This window comes from Oikeobacillus pervagus, from assembly GCF_030813365.1.
Taxonomy (GTDB): domain Bacteria; phylum Bacillota; class Bacilli; order Bacillales; family DSM-23947; genus Oikeobacillus; species Oikeobacillus pervagus.
Window position 1 is genome coordinate 1 of the sequence record NZ_JAUSUC010000036.1, and the last position, 15,334, is coordinate 15,334.

Genomic DNA, 15,334 nt, shown 5'->3' on the forward strand with positions numbered 1-15,334 from the left:
TGTTTTTTTAGTTGATGTACTTCTACATACAATAGTAATTTTTCCACCTTTCATACCCTCCAGCTAAAACATATGATCATAAAACTATCATAGCTAAGCTAAGTCGAACTTTGGAAAAAGTGTTCAATCTTATTTGGTGGAAACTGTTGATTATAGATTAGCAGTTCACAAGGGGACGACTATAAAGAAAATATTCAAAAATCAATACAATTGTTAAATGAGATAATTGATAATACCAAAGTAAATGCTAAAAAAGGAAGACTATTGTTTTTTAGAGAAAATGAAATAGAAGCAGTGTTGATTAATGTTCATGAAGTATTTAGGCACATAATTAAAGTTCTTGAGTTAACAAAGTTTTCAGTAGGATATAGAGAAAGTCGGTTACTTTTTTAAAGTTTTCTGTTCTATAAGCAGCATTTAAAAACCAACCAAACCAAAACAAATGGAGTTAAACTTCCAAAGAGGAAATATCACCATACAAAAAAGTTTTCCAAAAAACAGTTCACAAAAGAAGAGGCATTCAACGATTTAAAAGAACGTTTGAACCAAAAGCTATATGAAAATGTCTTCGATCACTGCCAAAATCCGTTTTTAAGCAAAAAAGAATTTAATCGAATAAAAGATGGGGCTGTTAAAAAAGTACAGGTGATCGATGAATAGGCTGTAGAAATTGAACGTGACGGCTTATAGGAGCTTTTGTCAATATAGCATATCAACAAGTGAAGTACGTGATTGTACTTAATACATCTCGGCTATGGCGCTCTGATATGGTAAAAGTATAGATACAACAAGCGCTAAAGAAATACAAGGTGGTGAAAAATTACATACTCTATGATAGTTGTACCACCATAGAGTATTATGTGTAAATGGACGCATTTATACCGGATGCTCAATGAGCTAGCACATTTGTTCCTATGAATGTTTTTCAATAAAATGTTGAACTCCTGTCTTGATTTCCTCTGTTTGAAATACTTTCCCAAAATGTTGGGCTTCTATGGATAAGCCTGTTTCTAGAGAGACTTGTAATCCTTGTTGAATGGATTTCTTCATATAAGATAGGGCGGGAAGGGAATAGGATGTTAAACGTTGGGCTATTGCATTCGCGCGATTAAGAGAATTTCCCTTAGGAACGACTTCATTTACGAGACCAACATGCAAGGCTTCGTTTGCTGTTAGCGAGTCTCCAAGGAACATCATTTGTTTTGCTTTTGTTTCCCCGATCAAACGAGGAAGTCTTTGTGTTCCTCCAGCGCCTGGGAATAATCCTAGCTTAATTTCTGGAAGACCGATGATTGCATGTTGCTCCATAATTCGAAGATCACAAGCCAAAGCAAGTTCACAACCACCTCCAAGGGCTAACCCATTTAGAGCTGCGATCGTTGGCTTTGGTAAACGATAAAATTTATGAAACGCATCTTGCAGTTCTAACCCTTTCTGTTCGGCAAAAGCTTCTCCTTTTCCAATCCATTCTGGAAATTCTTTTATATCAGCGCCAGCCATGAAGGCTTTTTCACCAGCACCTGTCAATATCACAGCATGAATAGAATCATCTGTATGCAATTCATCTGCTAGATTTGAAAGTTGTTGAACGACCTTTTGATTCAATAGATTTAACGGCAAGTTGTTGAGGATGACCGTGGCAATTCCCATTTCTTTTCGGTATATGATCAATGATTCATTCAAGACTTACGAGCCTCCTTTTGTTTTGGCATCATTTTTTCACGATCCCAAGCGTTGTTGATTCCTAATTCTTTTAGTTTAAACTTTTGAATCCGCTCTGTTGCCGTTTTGGGGAAAGCCTCCATCCATTCAATATACCGAGGGACCATAAAGTACGCCATTCGTTCCTCACACCAACGGATGATTTCCTCTGGAGTAAGGGTCTCATCTTTTTTTGGAACCACATATAATTTTACATCTTCTTCTCCTACATCAGACGGGACACCCACAGCAGCTGAATCTAATACTTTCTTATGCTGATTGACGATTTTTTCAATTTCCCATGAAGAAATATTTTCCCCGCGTCTTCTAATACATTGTTTATGGCGATCATAAAAATATAAATAACCATCCTCATCGATATGACCATGATCCCCTGTATAAAACCATCCGTCCCTTAATACTTCTTGAGTTTTGATAGGATTTTTATAATAACCTTTCATCAAAAATGGTTGTTTATTAGAACGAATAATAATTTCTCCTCGTTGATTAGGCGGTAGTTCTTCCCCTTGCTCGTCCACAATTTTCGCTTCAACAAACGGATAGGGCTTTCCTATCGAAGGGGGACGAGATGCATTTAATGGATTGGACAGACAAAAACCAGTCGTTTCCGTTAATCCATACCCTTCTACAATTTGCACTCCAAATCTTTCCTCGAATGGGCGCCAAAATTCTTTCGGTGTTGCTGCACAGGCAGTGATTCTGGCGGAATGGTTTCGGTCTGTTTGTTTCTTCGGTTGTTTACAAAGAATGTGAATCATCGACCCTAAAGAATTGAAAATGGTCGCTTGATAAAAACGGATCTCATCCCAAAACTTGGAGGCGCTGAATTTTTCACTTAAGGCGATGGTGGCATTTTTGCTAATACTTCCGAGAACGGTATGGGCCTGGGCATTGATGTGGAAGAGCGGGAGACATGTATACAAAATATCATCTTGTTGAACTCCTATCATTTGATTCGCAAAAGATCTGGCCGATTCTATGAAAGAGGCGTGAGTGAGCATCACTCCTTTTGGCCGTCCAGTTGTTCCAGATGTGTACAAGATACTATGGATAGAGCCCGGATCAACAGCGGATAAACTATAAGATTGATTATTAGAAAGTAAGGATGCATAAGAAATAATCTTTAGATGTGGGAACACTATGCGTTCTCCAACCGGTTCGTTTGAGATGACAATCACTTGGAATGATTGTGGAATTTTTTCAAGGCAAGCGAGAACATTTGGAAGATAGTCGTGATCGACAAAAATGACTTTACTTTCAGAGTGTTGAATAATGTATTGTAATCCTTCTCCTTTTAAATGGACATTCAATGGGACGGATATCGCGCCAAGGAAAGATAGGGACATCCAAATATCCAAGTATTCTGGACCATTATCCATCATGATACAAACGGTGTCTTCACTTCTAATTCCAATTTCCAATAAGCCATTAGTTGTACGTTGAATTCGATTATATAGTTGTGAATATGAAATACTTTCATTATGACTGTGTAAATAGGGTTTATTTGGGGTTTCTTCTATATGATGTAATAAAAATTGTGGAATATTTTGCAACAGGTACCCTCCTTCATTTATTGCTTATTTTCAATCACTAGTTTGTCAGCTTGAATACGCGGATCTTCATGTGAAAATAGTTCACTTTTTTCATTTTTCGTTAAATAGGAAACGATCACAAATGAAAGAGTTGAAATGATAAAAGCGATAGCGCCTGTGTCTAACTGAGGAGTATAGATTCCTTTGACCTTCAAAATATAAAGAATGAGACTAAGAGAGAATCCAAGAATCGTGGAAACAAGAGCTGCTTGACGGGTTGCACGCTTCCACCAAATACCTATACTGACAGCTGGAAGTAGGGACGCCACGAATAATCCCCATGATGCATTTCCTAACCAACCAACTAAATCGGGTGGATTTAATGATAAAAGGAAAGTTAAAGCGACAGTAGCTAAAGTCACCCAACGTGAAAGCGATAATTCCTTTTTTGGAGGGAGTTCTTTTCCTTTTTTGATGACTTGTTGATAAATATCCCGAACTACACTGGAACTTGCTAATAGAAGAAAAGCTTCACTTGTTGACATGATTGCTGCCATTACAGCTGCAAATAAAAGTCCGGCAATAACTGGGTGGAAGTATGTCGTGATGAAGGTTGGTACGACTAAATCAGCGGAAGCAGGAGCAGCCATTTCGCCACGTTCGACTAGAATTCTTGTAAAGGGACCCGAAAACCAAAGCAGTACGGTTAAACCATAAGTTAATGCGGCAATAAAAGCCGCCCATTTTAACATGGAAAGTTTCCGTATCATATAAAACTTAGTTACAACATGAGGTTGGGCTTGTTGGCCAATCATATAAAGTAAAAAATAGGAGAGGAAGATAAAGATTGTCATCGACCCACCATTGGTATGAAAGGCCTGGGTGAGATCTGGATTGATTTGCGTTAATTCTCGATTCATTTGACTAAATCCGCCTACTAATCGAAGCCCACCAAAAAATACAATTAAAGAACCTGCGACCATGATGATCATTTGAATGAAGTCTGTCCAAACAGCACTAATCATTCCACCAGCTACAACATACACGGTTAGGATGGCGACACCGATGAATAATGCCACTTCATAACGAACCCCTAATACCGTTTGTAACATATTACCAAGTGCCTTGTATTGAGCCATTTGATATCCAATAGCACCGCCTAAGATGGCGAGCGCTGTGACCACTCGGACGGCTTTGCTGTTATATCGGGTTTCAAGTAAATCAGAGATGGTCAACGAGCCGAATTTTTCCGATATTTTTCTCAACGGTTTGGCAAGGACTAAGAAACTAACAAAAATTCCGGCCGTCGCAAAGATCCCGAGCATGATGATAATATATCCATTTTCATATGCGATTGCTGGTAATCCTACAAATCCATATCCTGACATTGTCGTAGAAGAAATAGCGAGAGCGACAAGCCATGGACCAAAACTCCGTCCCCCAATATAAAAGGTACTCATATCTTTTTGCTTGCGACTAGACCAAATCCCGATGACAAGGATGACTATAAGATAAAGAATTCCGATGATTAATATGATCATCTTGTCCATTCATTCTCCTCCTCATGTTTAAAAGCAAAATGTCCCCATAATAAGGATGCAACTAAAACAAGCGGCCAAAAAATGAATACCATGAATCCGGTGAAAATGGGAATTCCAAACAAAGAAACACCTCCTCATGCACTGCCAATTTGATTTCTTACAGGGCTAGTTGATGTAATAGATTCAATGGCCCCGGTTTAAAGAAGTTAACTATAAGTACTATATTTATGAACATAGTAGAATATTCGGAAAAAATAGAAGTGGGCCGTGATCAGTTGAAATAACTGAATCCTTTCGATCGATTAATATAAGAAATTAATTATGGGACTATTTAGATTTTTCTTATAGTTGAAAAATTAGTCTTTATATTCCATAATTGTCTATAGGATTATATGAAAATAAAATGATCGATCTCAAGCTTTATAGGTTGTGAGAGACGGAAAGAACCGATGTATTCAAAGTTAAATATTTTTGAAAGAGGAAATTTCTATTTTCCATCCTTATTCCTTTAATTTACCTGAGATTCGTTTTAATACAGTTCCATCCTTACGAGAATGCATTAATTAGTGGAGAATGATTTACAATTATCATGGACCCTCCTATTTTGATGTCCTATCCAATTTTTGATGGGAAAGATCGGTTAATCAACCCTTTATTACATGAGTCAGATGAGGAACCAATAAATTAGCCACCCAACATGGATATAAGACCCTTTAAAGGGAGAATGTGTATATAATGTGAAAAGATGGGTCTTTATACATATGTCCTAATAGTGGATTCTGTTAATATAATGGAAGGAGTAATGATGATTTTCGGGGGGATGGAAGAGGGGATTGTATTTATAGAAGGTTCTTATTTTTCAAAAAAATAAGTATGTTAACTGCGAATTATTTGATAGAATGACGATAATCACTATTCTCTAAAAATCCGAATGAAATTTCATCATTCCACATAAAGACTGCTACTTCGGCTCATTGACGATTTGTAGAACTTTCACGAAGGAACTGATGATACGTTGTATAGAATTGCAATCGAAAGAGAAGTTGATATTTATATGGCAAGTACGATTGGGAAAAAATTAGCAGATGAGCATCATCTTAATAAGATAGAGCAAACAAAATTAGTCGTTTCAATTATGGAATTATCCCGAAATATTATTTATTATGCTGACGAAGGAGAAGTGTATATCACTCCAATTCCATCGTATGGGATTGAGGTCATTGCGATCGATAAAGGGCCTGGGATAAAAGATTTAGAAAAAGTATTAAAAAATGAGGTTCCATCCAAAAAAGGGCTTGGATTAGGACTTTCAGGTGTGAAGCGGCTTATGGATGAATTTGAGATTATAAGCGATGAAGAGAATGGTACGAAAATTCGAGCTGTCAAGTGGTTTAATGAAAGGAAGGTCAGTCCCTATGACAAAATCACTTAAACTCCACCGTAATAATTATGGATATATTCAATTGAATCGGGATGGCACAATTATCAATACAAATGATGAAGTTAGAAGATGTCCCATCTTTCGTAAATTAGAAGATTCAGATAATATTTTCAAACAACTTAAAAATGAAGAGGTGAGGATGAAGCTGCATCAATGCTTCCTTGGGAAACTAAGTCAATTTATCGTGACAATTGATTCACAGCAATATTTTTTTCACTTCCTTTCAATTGCTGAATCGATTACATCTCATTTATACATTTTTAATTTAGACGAACTGATGATGGAAAATGGAAATAATAACTGGAATGCTCACTTATTGACTTCGATTGGAGAATTGTCTGCGGGAGTTGCTCATGAAGTACGAAATCCATTGACTGCAGTGAAAGGTTTTCTCCAATTACTAGAGCAAACCTACAATACGAAATACATACATATTGCTTTGGATGAAGTCGAACGGGCGATTAGTATATTAAATGATTTAATGAGTGTATCAAAACCTGAATTTGAGCAGGAAAATGTCATTTCGTTTAATGTCGCGACTGAACTTGAATCGACTTTACTTTTATTCCAAAATCAACTTTATAATATAAGAATTGTTAAAGATTTTAAGCAACAAGTAGCGATCGTAAAGGGAAGAAGAAATCAAATCAAGAAAGCTTTCTTTAATTTAATCAAAAATGCGATTGAAGCGATGCCAAACGGGGGAACCCTTACGATTGAGTTGTACCAAGATGAGGATGGGACTCATGTCATGATTTCTGATACGGGCGTAGGGATTCCAAAAGATAAACTCCGTCTTCTAGGAACACCGTTTTTCACATTGAAACAAGATGGAACAGGGATGGGAATCGCTCAAGTTTATTCCGCGATTCAAAATAATCATGCATTTATTCAAGTAAAAAGTATAGAAGGAAAAGGAACATCTTTTTATATTCGTTTTCCGAACGATAGTCGCAGGAAAGACCATACAATATCAATGGAGGGAATCGAGATGAAAACAGTTCAAGCCGGAACAAGCCTTGCAGAATTTCTTGAAAAAAATGCGGATGCCTATGCAAATGAGTGGCACGAATATATTGAACGAAACAAAAGTTATTTCTTTGATTTTTATGAAGACCCTGAAACATTGAAAGAAACAGTTAGATTGTTAACCCTTCTTGTATCTAAAAGCATTAATGGAATCAAATCGGAAGAAATTATCGCATGGGCAAAAGAGACAGGAACAAATCGTGCCAAAGTGGATTTCCCTATTAATCTTGCATGGGAAGTATTCCAATCTTGTCGAGGAATTTTATGGAGTGCGATTAGAACCTATTATTTGGAAGAAGGGATTAAACTCGATATCGAGGAGTTTTTCGCTTTAGAACGGAATATCAACGACATCATTGACACGATCATTGACACCTATACTTCTTATTATGTGAAATATAAAGACGAGCTATTAAGATGCCAACGCGAAACAGTGGATGAATTATCCGTTCCAGTTATTCCAATTGCGAACAAAGTGAGTATCCTTCCGATTGTTGGGAATGTTGACACGTATCGTGCCAAAAAAATCCGTGAAAAAACGCTTGTAAGAGTAAAAGAATTAAAAGCACAAAAATTAATCATCGATATATCGGGTGTCCCATTTGTTGATACAGCGGTCGTGAATCATTTATTTAAAATTGTGAAAGGAATTAGATTACTAGGATGTTCAACGATCCTAACAGGTATTAGCCCAGAAATTGCGGATACGATGATTGAGCTTGGAATTGAAATCGATAGTGAATTAAAAACTCGCTCCGACTTACAACAAGCTTTACAAGAGATTCAATTATAAAGTGAAACTTCATTCAGTAGTGATTTTACTGCCCGTTAAGGGGGACTAAAAAGATTTCACTCAACACTAGACCGTCTGATCACGGTCTAGTGTTTTATTTTGTAATAAATTTCTCCTTTCCTCCAAAAGAGGGTTTGCCTATTCCTTTCCCTTTGGATTATGATAAAAAAAGAAGGGGGAATTAGATGCTGAACATCAATCCAGATCACGTTGTCCTTAAACCTGCATTTGCGACTATACAATGTGAGCCCAACTGGGAATGGAAGAAACGCGAGCAACCATTTGCTAACTATGATTTATTTTACATATGGAGTGGAGAGGGAACGGTCGTGTTAAACCGTCGCCCATATAATGTACAAAAGGGAAGTTGTTTTCTTTTTAAACCAGGCGATGAGACAACTGCCACTCAAAATTCTCAGAATGCCCTCACCTTAACTTATATCCATTTTGATGTCACGGAGTTTATTCAAACCGTTCCACAATCTTATCGAATTATTCAAAATACGCTGAATTTCGAATCCCTTTTAACAAGATATGTTCGTTTATTATTAGAAAAGCCATTTGGAGCTGAAGTGGAAGCAAAGCTGATCATAAAGGAGCTAATGATTCATTTATTGCGAGAAGATCTACAGGAAGAAAAACAGCTGGTCGATGTAAGCAATCGTTTGCTGGAAACGATTCGAGAAATTGCCAATTATATTCGCCAACATCCGAGTAGAGAGCACTCCATTGAAAACTTAGCTGCTCGTGCTAATTTATCCCCACGCTATTTTTCCAAAAAGTTCAAACAAATTATTGGTCAAACGGTTCGTTCCTATATCATCCAAGCGCGGATTGAACGAGCAGAACATTTACTTTATTATACAGGAATGACCGTGACCGAAGCAGCCAAAACCCTCGGTTACTCAGACCTCCACTTCTTTAGCAGACAATTTAAACAGTACACAGGAAAAAATCCATCCGAAATCCGCTAGCCGAAACCAAATGCGGAAGCGCCTCGCTCATCGGCGTACAAGATTTCATAAGTTTCGCTAAAATAGGGAAAACGTGAGCCGTCCCGCAAGCTTTTATCATTTGAAACAGCAATAAAAGCCGCCGAACAATCCAATGTTTGGCGGTTTTTTGTTAATAATGATTCAAAAAGTGCAAATATTTTATCTTTTACTCTAAATAAAGTTTGTTTATTAGATGTTATGATCATTCTACCAGGAAAAAGTAAGAGGGGGATACAAGATGAAACAGAACAATGGACTAAGGAAACTGGGTTTGTATGATCCTCAATTTGAACATGATGCATGTGGAATCGCGATGCTCGCCAATATTCAAGGAAAGAAATCTCATCAAATAGTAGATCAAGCGTTAACAGCCCTTGAACGATTAGACCATCGTGGGGGTCGAGGAGCAGATGATCGACTAGGGGATGGAGCAGGTATTTTGACTGAAATTCCTCATTCTTTCTTTGAAAAGGAATGGCAAAAGAAAGGCAAGGATCTTCCACCTATTCGACAATATGGTGTGGGGATGTTGTTTCTTCCGAGACAAACGGAAGTGAGACAATATTGTGAGGAACTGATTGAAAATGTACTTGAGAAAGAACAAATCCCATTATTCGGTTGGAGGACCGTCCCAACGAATCCACAACAATTGAATGACGAGGCAAAAGCGACCCAGCCGATCATTCGTCAACTATTTGTGTTGAAACCGAGTGAGGAAATACCGGAACTTACATTCGAACAAAAAATGTATCAAGTACGTAGAAAAGTGGAGAAACAGTTTCAGACCATTGATTTTCAAGGAAAAGAGAAAGGCTATTTTGCAAGTTTTTCAGCTAAAACGATCGTCTATAAGGGACTGTTACTTCCCGAACAATTAAGAAGTTTTTATCTTGATTTGACAAATGAACAATATAAGTCCGCGTTTGCGTTGGTTCATAATCGTTTTAGTACGAATACTTTTCCAAGTTGGAATCGGGCACAGCCTAACCGGTTTGTGATGCATAATGGGGAGATTAATACGATCAACGGAAATATTCATTGGAATTTTGCCAGGGAGAAATCATTTGAATCGAATAGTTCTCTAGATATCCAAGAACTTTGTCCCATTATTAACGTAGAAGGTAGTGACTCCGCTATATTTGACAATGTATTAGAAAGCTTAGTGTTGTCAGGGTGGTCACTCCCACATGCGATGATGATGATGATTCCGGAGCCTTGGCAGAAAAATCAATTGATGGACGAAGATAAAAAAGCCTTTTACCAATACCATAGCTGTTTAATGGAACCATGGGATGGACCGGCTGCGATGTCTTTTACCGATGGAGATCAAATTGGAGCATGTCTGGACAGAAATGGACTTAGGCCCGCTCGCTTTATAGTGACAGATGATGATTTCATTTGCTTGTCTTCAGAAGTAGGGGTTGTCGATGTTCCAGAAGAAAAAATCATCATGAAAGACCGGTTGAAGCCAGGTCAAATGATTCTCGTAGATATCCGGGAAGGGCGCTTATGTTTAGATGAAGAAATCAAACAAGAAATAGTATCAAAAGAGCCGTATCGACAATGGGTCCGCGAGCAAATTGTTCCAATTGAGAATGTGAAAATTTTAAATACTGAAAAATCAGAATTAAAAGAAAATAATTCGATGTTAGAGAGACTACGAGTCAATTTTGGTTATACGGTGGAGGAATGGGAAAAAGGATTGAAACCAATGATTCTGCAAGGGAAAGAACCAATTGGATCGATGGGTTATGATGCACCTTTAGCAGTTCTTTCCGATCGCCCACAGCTTTTGTTTCATTATTTCAAACAACGGTTTGCACAAGTAACCAATCCACCCATTGATGCGATTCGTGAGGAACTTGTAACATCTGTTGAAGTATTGATTGGCACTGAAGGGAATTTACTTCATCCGAATGAACAAGAGTATAAAAAAATCCGATTACAAACACCTGTATTATCGGAAAAGGAAATAGAACGGTTACGATTTTTGCAAACAGAGGACTTTAAATCAGTCGTTCTTCCATTTGTATTTCCTATAAATGAACAACAGATGAATATGGAACAATCACTTGAAGCTTATCTACAATCAGTAGACGAAGCAGTTGAAAAGGGAAGTAACATTCTCATCTTAAGTGATCGTGGAGTCAATGCCGAACATGCAGCGATTCCTTCTTTACTCGCCGTATCAGCCGTGCACCATCATTTAATTCAGACAGGTGCCAGAAGTAAAGTGAGTCTTGTCATTGAATCAGGGGAAGTGCGTGAGATCCATCATTTTGCCACCCTTCTTGGCTATGGTGCAAATGCTATTTACCCGTATCTTGTGTATGCATCATTATCAGAAATGATGGAGACAGAGGGGAATCCAATATCGGTCGAGGAGGCAAGTTGTCATTATGTGAAATCTGTAACAAAGGGAATTTTGAAAATTATGTCTAAGATGGGGATTTCCACAGTGCAAAGCTATATTGGAGCACAAATTTTTGAAGCAATTGGAATTCATTCAGACGTGATTCAAACATATTTTCCGAGAACAGCCTCGCAAATTGGCGGATTGACAATGGCGGATATAGAAAAGGAAGTGCGAATGAGACATAGTGAAGCATTCGATACCAATATGCCGATGGATACGGGATCAGATTATCAATGGCGCCATGGGGGAGAACCGCATTTATTTAATCCTGAAACGATCCATACCTTACAGCATGCTGTTCGGACCGGTCGCTATGATTTATATAAAAAATATAGTCGAATGCTCCAAGATGAGATGAATAATCGTTCTACATTGCGGGGGTTATTAGAATTTGACGCAAAACGAAAACCGATTTCGATTGATGAAGTCGAGCCAGTGGAATCGATTTTTAAAAGATTTAAAACGGGGGCGATGTCTTACGGATCGATTAGCGAGGAGGCCCACGTGGCATTGGCAATCGCAATGAACCGTATTGGTGGAAAAAGTAATTCAGGTGAAGGTGGAGAGAAGGAAGAACGATTTTCGCCTTTGAAAAACGGGGATTCATTGAACAGCCGAATCAAACAAGTGGCATCAGGAAGATTCGGTGTAACAAGCCATTATCTTGTCCATTGTGATGAAATTCAAATCAAGATGGCGCAAGGAGCGAAACCAGGTGAGGGGGGACAACTCGCTGGCCATAAAGTAACATCTTCCATCGCCAAGACTCGGGGATCAACCCCTGGCATTGAACTGATCTCACCGCCGCCCCATCATGATATTTATTCGATCGAGGATTTAGCACAGCTCATTTTTGATTTGAAAAATGCGAATGAGAAAGCGCGAATAAATGTCAAGCTCGTTTCGGAGGCTGGGGTAGGAACGATTGCCGCTGGTGTCGCGAAAGCAAAGGCAGATGTGATTTTAATCAGTGGGTATGACGGTGGAACAGGTGCCGCATCCAAAACAAGTATCAAACACACAGGTGTACCTTGGGAACTAGGGTTAGCGGAAGCACATCAAACCTTGGTACTCAATGGCTTAAGAAACCAGGTCACCCTCGAAACAGATGGGAAACTCATGACAGGTCGAGATGTTGTCATTGCCGCCCTTTTAGGTGCAGAGGAGTTTGGCTTTTCCACATTGCCTCTTGTAGCACTTGGCTGTGTGATGATGAGAGTTTGTCATCTTGATACATGTCCTGTAGGCATTGCAACACAAAATCCTGAACTCCGAAAAAAAATGATGGGAACAGCTGAACATATCGTCCATTTAATGCATTTTATTGCGGAAGAGATGCGTGAATGGATGGCTGAGTTAGGGTTTAGGACAGTGGAGGAAATGGTAGGCCAATCAAATGTTTTAAAGAAATCTACAAAAGGAAATTGGAAAGCGCAGAAACTGGATTTTTCACCGCTTTTATTTCAGCAAGACGTTCCAAGAAAGTGGAATTCCGTAGAAGTAGAGGAGGATGTCCAATCCACATTAGATGTCCAAAAGTTGATCCCAATGGCGAAATTAACATTGGAAGACCATGAACGATTACATGTTCGTTCTTATATTGCCAATACAGATCGCTCTGTAGGAACGCGATTAGGAAGCGAAATTTCCAAGCGATTTGGTAGGGAAGGATTACCTGATCATACAATTCGAATTGATTTTCGCGGTATAGCGGGTCAAAGTTTCGCTGCTTTTATCCCGAATGGTCTGACCATGACATTGGAAGGAGAGGCCAATGATTATGTGGGAAAAGGGTTGTCAGGAGGGAAAGTCATCATGTTTCCACCTACCAAATCAACGATCCCTGCGGAGAAAAATATCATCATGGGCAATGCCGCCTTTTATGGAGCAACAAGTGGTGAAGCCTTTATTAATGGCAAAGCAGGTGAAAGATTCTGTGTAAGAAACAGCGGAGCAAATGTCGTTGTTGAAGGGGTAGGAGATCATGGATGTGAGTATATGACAGGAGGAAGAGTCGTTATTCTCGGGGAAGTAGGGAAAAACTTTGCAGCCGGAATGTCAGGTGGAATCGCCTATGTGTTTCCTCCAGATGAGATGGAATTTCGATCTTTATGTAATCCAGAACATGTCGATATCGAACAGTTAGAGGACCCAGGCGAAATCGAGTTTGTCAAAAAAATAGTCGATCAGCATTGGAAGTATACGGAAAGTTATGTAGCTGCCCAAATTATTCAAAATTGGGGAAAGAATGTCTCGCAATTTATACGAGTAATCCCTAAAGAGTTTAAAAAGAAATTAGTTTCGGATCGTTTCAGGAAAGATCAGCTTATTTTCAAGTCTTAGAGAGTAGGAGATTCATTAAGATGGATGGTTAAAAAATGGTAATCAATGATCGGGGGAAAGAAATATGGGAAAGACGACAGGATTTATGGAATACAAAAGGCGTCCCCTCCATTACCGGGACCCTTCAGAAAGAATCAATGATTGGCAAGAAATTGCCTCTCTCCCATCTGAAGATCTTCTTCAGGAACAAGCGGCACGTTGTATGGATTGCGCAGTTCCCTTTTGCCAGAATGGAAGTGTGTTAGCGGGGATGACAACTGGTTGTCCCGTATACAATCTCATCCCAGAATGGAATGACCTTGTTTTTAAAGGAAGATGGAAAGAAGCGTACTTGCGCTTAAAGAAAACCAATCCATTTCCAGAATTTACAGGTCGTGCGTGCCCAGCTCCATGTGAAGGGGGATGTGTTGCTTCCCTATATGAAAGTGCGGTGTCGATCAAAAATATTGAAAGGGCGATTATCGATAAAGCTTTTGAAGAAGGCTGGGTGATCCCCGCCCCTCCCAAAAAGCGAACTGGAAAGAAGGTAGCCGTCATCGGTTCGGGACCTGCAGGACTTGCAAGTGCTTCGCAACTAAATCTAAAAGGACATTCGGTTACGGTATATGAAAGAAATGACCGAATCGGCGGACTTTTAACTTATGGAATTCCGAAAATGAAAATCGAGCAGAAGGTGATCAACCGCCGCCTCTCCTTATTAGAAGAGGAAGGAATTCAATTTATCACTAATGTTGAAATCGGAAAGCAAGTGTCAATGGAGGAGTTACGTGCACAATATGATGCGGTCATTCTTTGTATCGGCGCGACTCGTCCACGGGATGTTCAGTTGAAGGGAAGGGAGCTTCAAGGGATTCATTTCGCGATGGACTTCCTTCATAGCAATACGAAAAGTTTACTAGATTCCAATTTTACAGATGGTCGATTTATCTCAGCACAAGGAAAAGATGTCATTGTCATTGGGGGAGGAGATACAGCTAGTGACTGTATATCAACGGCCCTAAGACAGAATTGCAAAAGTTTAGTACAGTTTGATATTTATCCCGAACGTCCCAAGATGAGAACGGGTGAAAATCCTTGGCCACAATATCCAATCATTCACAAGATGGATACCGCACAGGAAGAAGCCAGCTATTCATTTGGAAAAGATCCGCGCTCCTATTCTACTTCTGCGGTTGAATTTTTAGGAAATGAACAAGGGGCCGTCAGCGGGATCATGAGCAGGGAGTTGCGAATTTTGAAAAATGAACGAGGAGAGAAAAAGAAAGAGGAAGTCCCTTTGACAGAGAAAATTTGGCCGACTCAACTTGTATTGTTAGCCATCGGCTTTGAAGGTCCAGAAACACCCCTTGTTCAACATTTACAGGAAAATCCAAATGAAAAATACGCAACAAATGAAGAAGGGATTTTTATAGCGGGGGATGCTCGTCGGGGACAAAGTTTAATTGTTTGGGCGATCCAAGAAGGGAAAGAAGTGGCAGATCAATGTGATCGATATCTTCAAAACAAACAATCAGTTTAACAC

10 protein-coding genes and 1 pseudogene are annotated in these 15,334 nt (G+C 39.0%); 7 read left to right on the plus strand and 4 right to left on the minus strand.

What is annotated here, in order from left to right:
* Positions 1-156 precede the first annotated feature (156 nt).
* Together J2S13_RS16985 and J2S13_RS16925 are read left to right on the plus strand one after the other, a co-directional pair.
* Positions 157-393: a YxiF family protein gene (locus J2S13_RS16985; protein WP_442417885.1), complete on the plus strand. Its 237-nt coding sequence runs from the start codon at positions 157-159 to the stop codon at positions 391-393.
* A gap of 308 nt (positions 394-701) precedes the next feature.
* Positions 702-779 (plus strand): annotated as a pseudogene (locus J2S13_RS16925) (recombinase family protein); the annotation flags it as partial.
* Positions 780-912: 133 nt separating this feature from the next.
* Here J2S13_RS16925 and J2S13_RS12495 read toward each other — a convergent pair.
* Genes J2S13_RS12495 through J2S13_RS12510 form a run of 4 tightly spaced genes read right to left on the minus strand, consistent with a single transcriptional unit; the run spans position 913 to position 4,917 of the window.
* On the minus strand, positions 913-1,650 hold the full coding sequence (locus J2S13_RS12495; RefSeq protein WP_307258136.1) for an enoyl-CoA hydratase/isomerase family protein: 738 nt from the start codon (positions 1,648-1,650) through the stop codon (positions 913-915).
* Positions 1,651-1,679: 29 nt separating this feature from the next.
* On the minus strand, positions 1,680-3,278 hold the full coding sequence (locus J2S13_RS12500) for an ATP-dependent acyl-CoA ligase (protein WP_307258137.1): 1,599 nt from the start codon (positions 3,276-3,278) through the stop codon (positions 1,680-1,682).
* A gap of 14 nt (positions 3,279-3,292) precedes the next feature.
* On the minus strand, positions 3,293-4,804 hold the full coding sequence (locus tag J2S13_RS12505; protein WP_307258110.1) for a sodium/proline symporter: 1,512 nt from the start codon (positions 4,802-4,804) through the stop codon (positions 3,293-3,295).
* A complete protein-coding gene (locus tag J2S13_RS12510) occupies positions 4,792-4,917 on the minus strand; it encodes a hypothetical protein (protein ID WP_307258111.1) in 126 nt (41 codons plus the stop codon). Before J2S13_RS12510 ends, J2S13_RS12505 begins: the two co-directional genes overlap by 13 nt.
* An 893-nt stretch (positions 4,918-5,810) precedes the next feature.
* Here J2S13_RS12510 and J2S13_RS12515 point away from each other — a divergent pair.
* The 5 genes from J2S13_RS12515 (at position 5,811) to J2S13_RS12535 (ending at position 15,331) form a co-directional block, all read left to right on the plus strand.
* The gene (locus J2S13_RS12515; protein WP_307258113.1) at positions 5,811-6,227 is read left to right on the plus strand and encodes an ATP-binding protein; all 417 of its coding nucleotides are present in this window, start codon (positions 5,811-5,813) and stop codon (positions 6,225-6,227) included.
* Positions 6,211-8,058, plus strand: coding sequence for an ATP-binding protein (locus tag J2S13_RS12520; protein ID WP_307258114.1), 1,848 nt, complete (start codon positions 6,211-6,213; stop codon positions 8,056-8,058). The genes J2S13_RS12515 and J2S13_RS12520 overlap by 17 nt, the downstream gene beginning before the upstream one ends.
* 185 nt (positions 8,059-8,243) lie before the next feature.
* Positions 8,244-9,032, plus strand: coding sequence for a helix-turn-helix domain-containing protein (locus J2S13_RS12525; protein ID WP_307258115.1), 789 nt, complete (start codon positions 8,244-8,246; stop codon positions 9,030-9,032).
* Positions 9,033-9,291: 259 nt separating this feature from the next.
* Positions 9,292-13,812: a glutamate synthase large subunit gene (gene gltB / locus J2S13_RS12530; protein WP_307258117.1), complete on the plus strand. Its 4,521-nt coding sequence runs from the start codon at positions 9,292-9,294 to the stop codon at positions 13,810-13,812.
* 64 nt (positions 13,813-13,876) lie between these two features.
* Complete coding sequence (locus tag J2S13_RS12535) at positions 13,877-15,331, plus strand: glutamate synthase subunit beta (protein WP_307258119.1); 1,455 nt, start codon at positions 13,877-13,879, stop codon at positions 15,329-15,331.
* Positions 15,332-15,334: the final 3 nt, after the last annotated feature.

Bases quoted from the DNA above. Each gene is read 5' to 3' on its own strand.
- gltB (WP_307258117.1), top strand. From the start codon at position 9,292: ATGAAACAGAACAATGGACTAAGGAAACTGGGTTTGTATGATCCTCAA.
- J2S13_RS12495 (WP_307258136.1), bottom strand. From the start codon at position 1,650: ATGGGAATTGCCACGGTCATCCTCAACAACTTGCCGTTAAATCTATTG.
- J2S13_RS12525 (WP_307258115.1), top strand. From the start codon at position 8,244: ATGCTGAACATCAATCCAGATCACGTTGTCCTTAAACCTGCATTTGCG.
- J2S13_RS12505 (WP_307258110.1), bottom strand. From the start codon at position 4,804: ATGGACAAGATGATCATATTAATCATCGGAATTCTTTATCTTATAGTC.
- J2S13_RS12535 (WP_307258119.1), top strand. From the start codon at position 13,877: ATGGGAAAGACGACAGGATTTATGGAATACAAAAGGCGTCCCCTCCAT.
- J2S13_RS12520 (WP_307258114.1), top strand. From the start codon at position 6,211: ATGACAAAATCACTTAAACTCCACCGTAATAATTATGGATATATTCAA.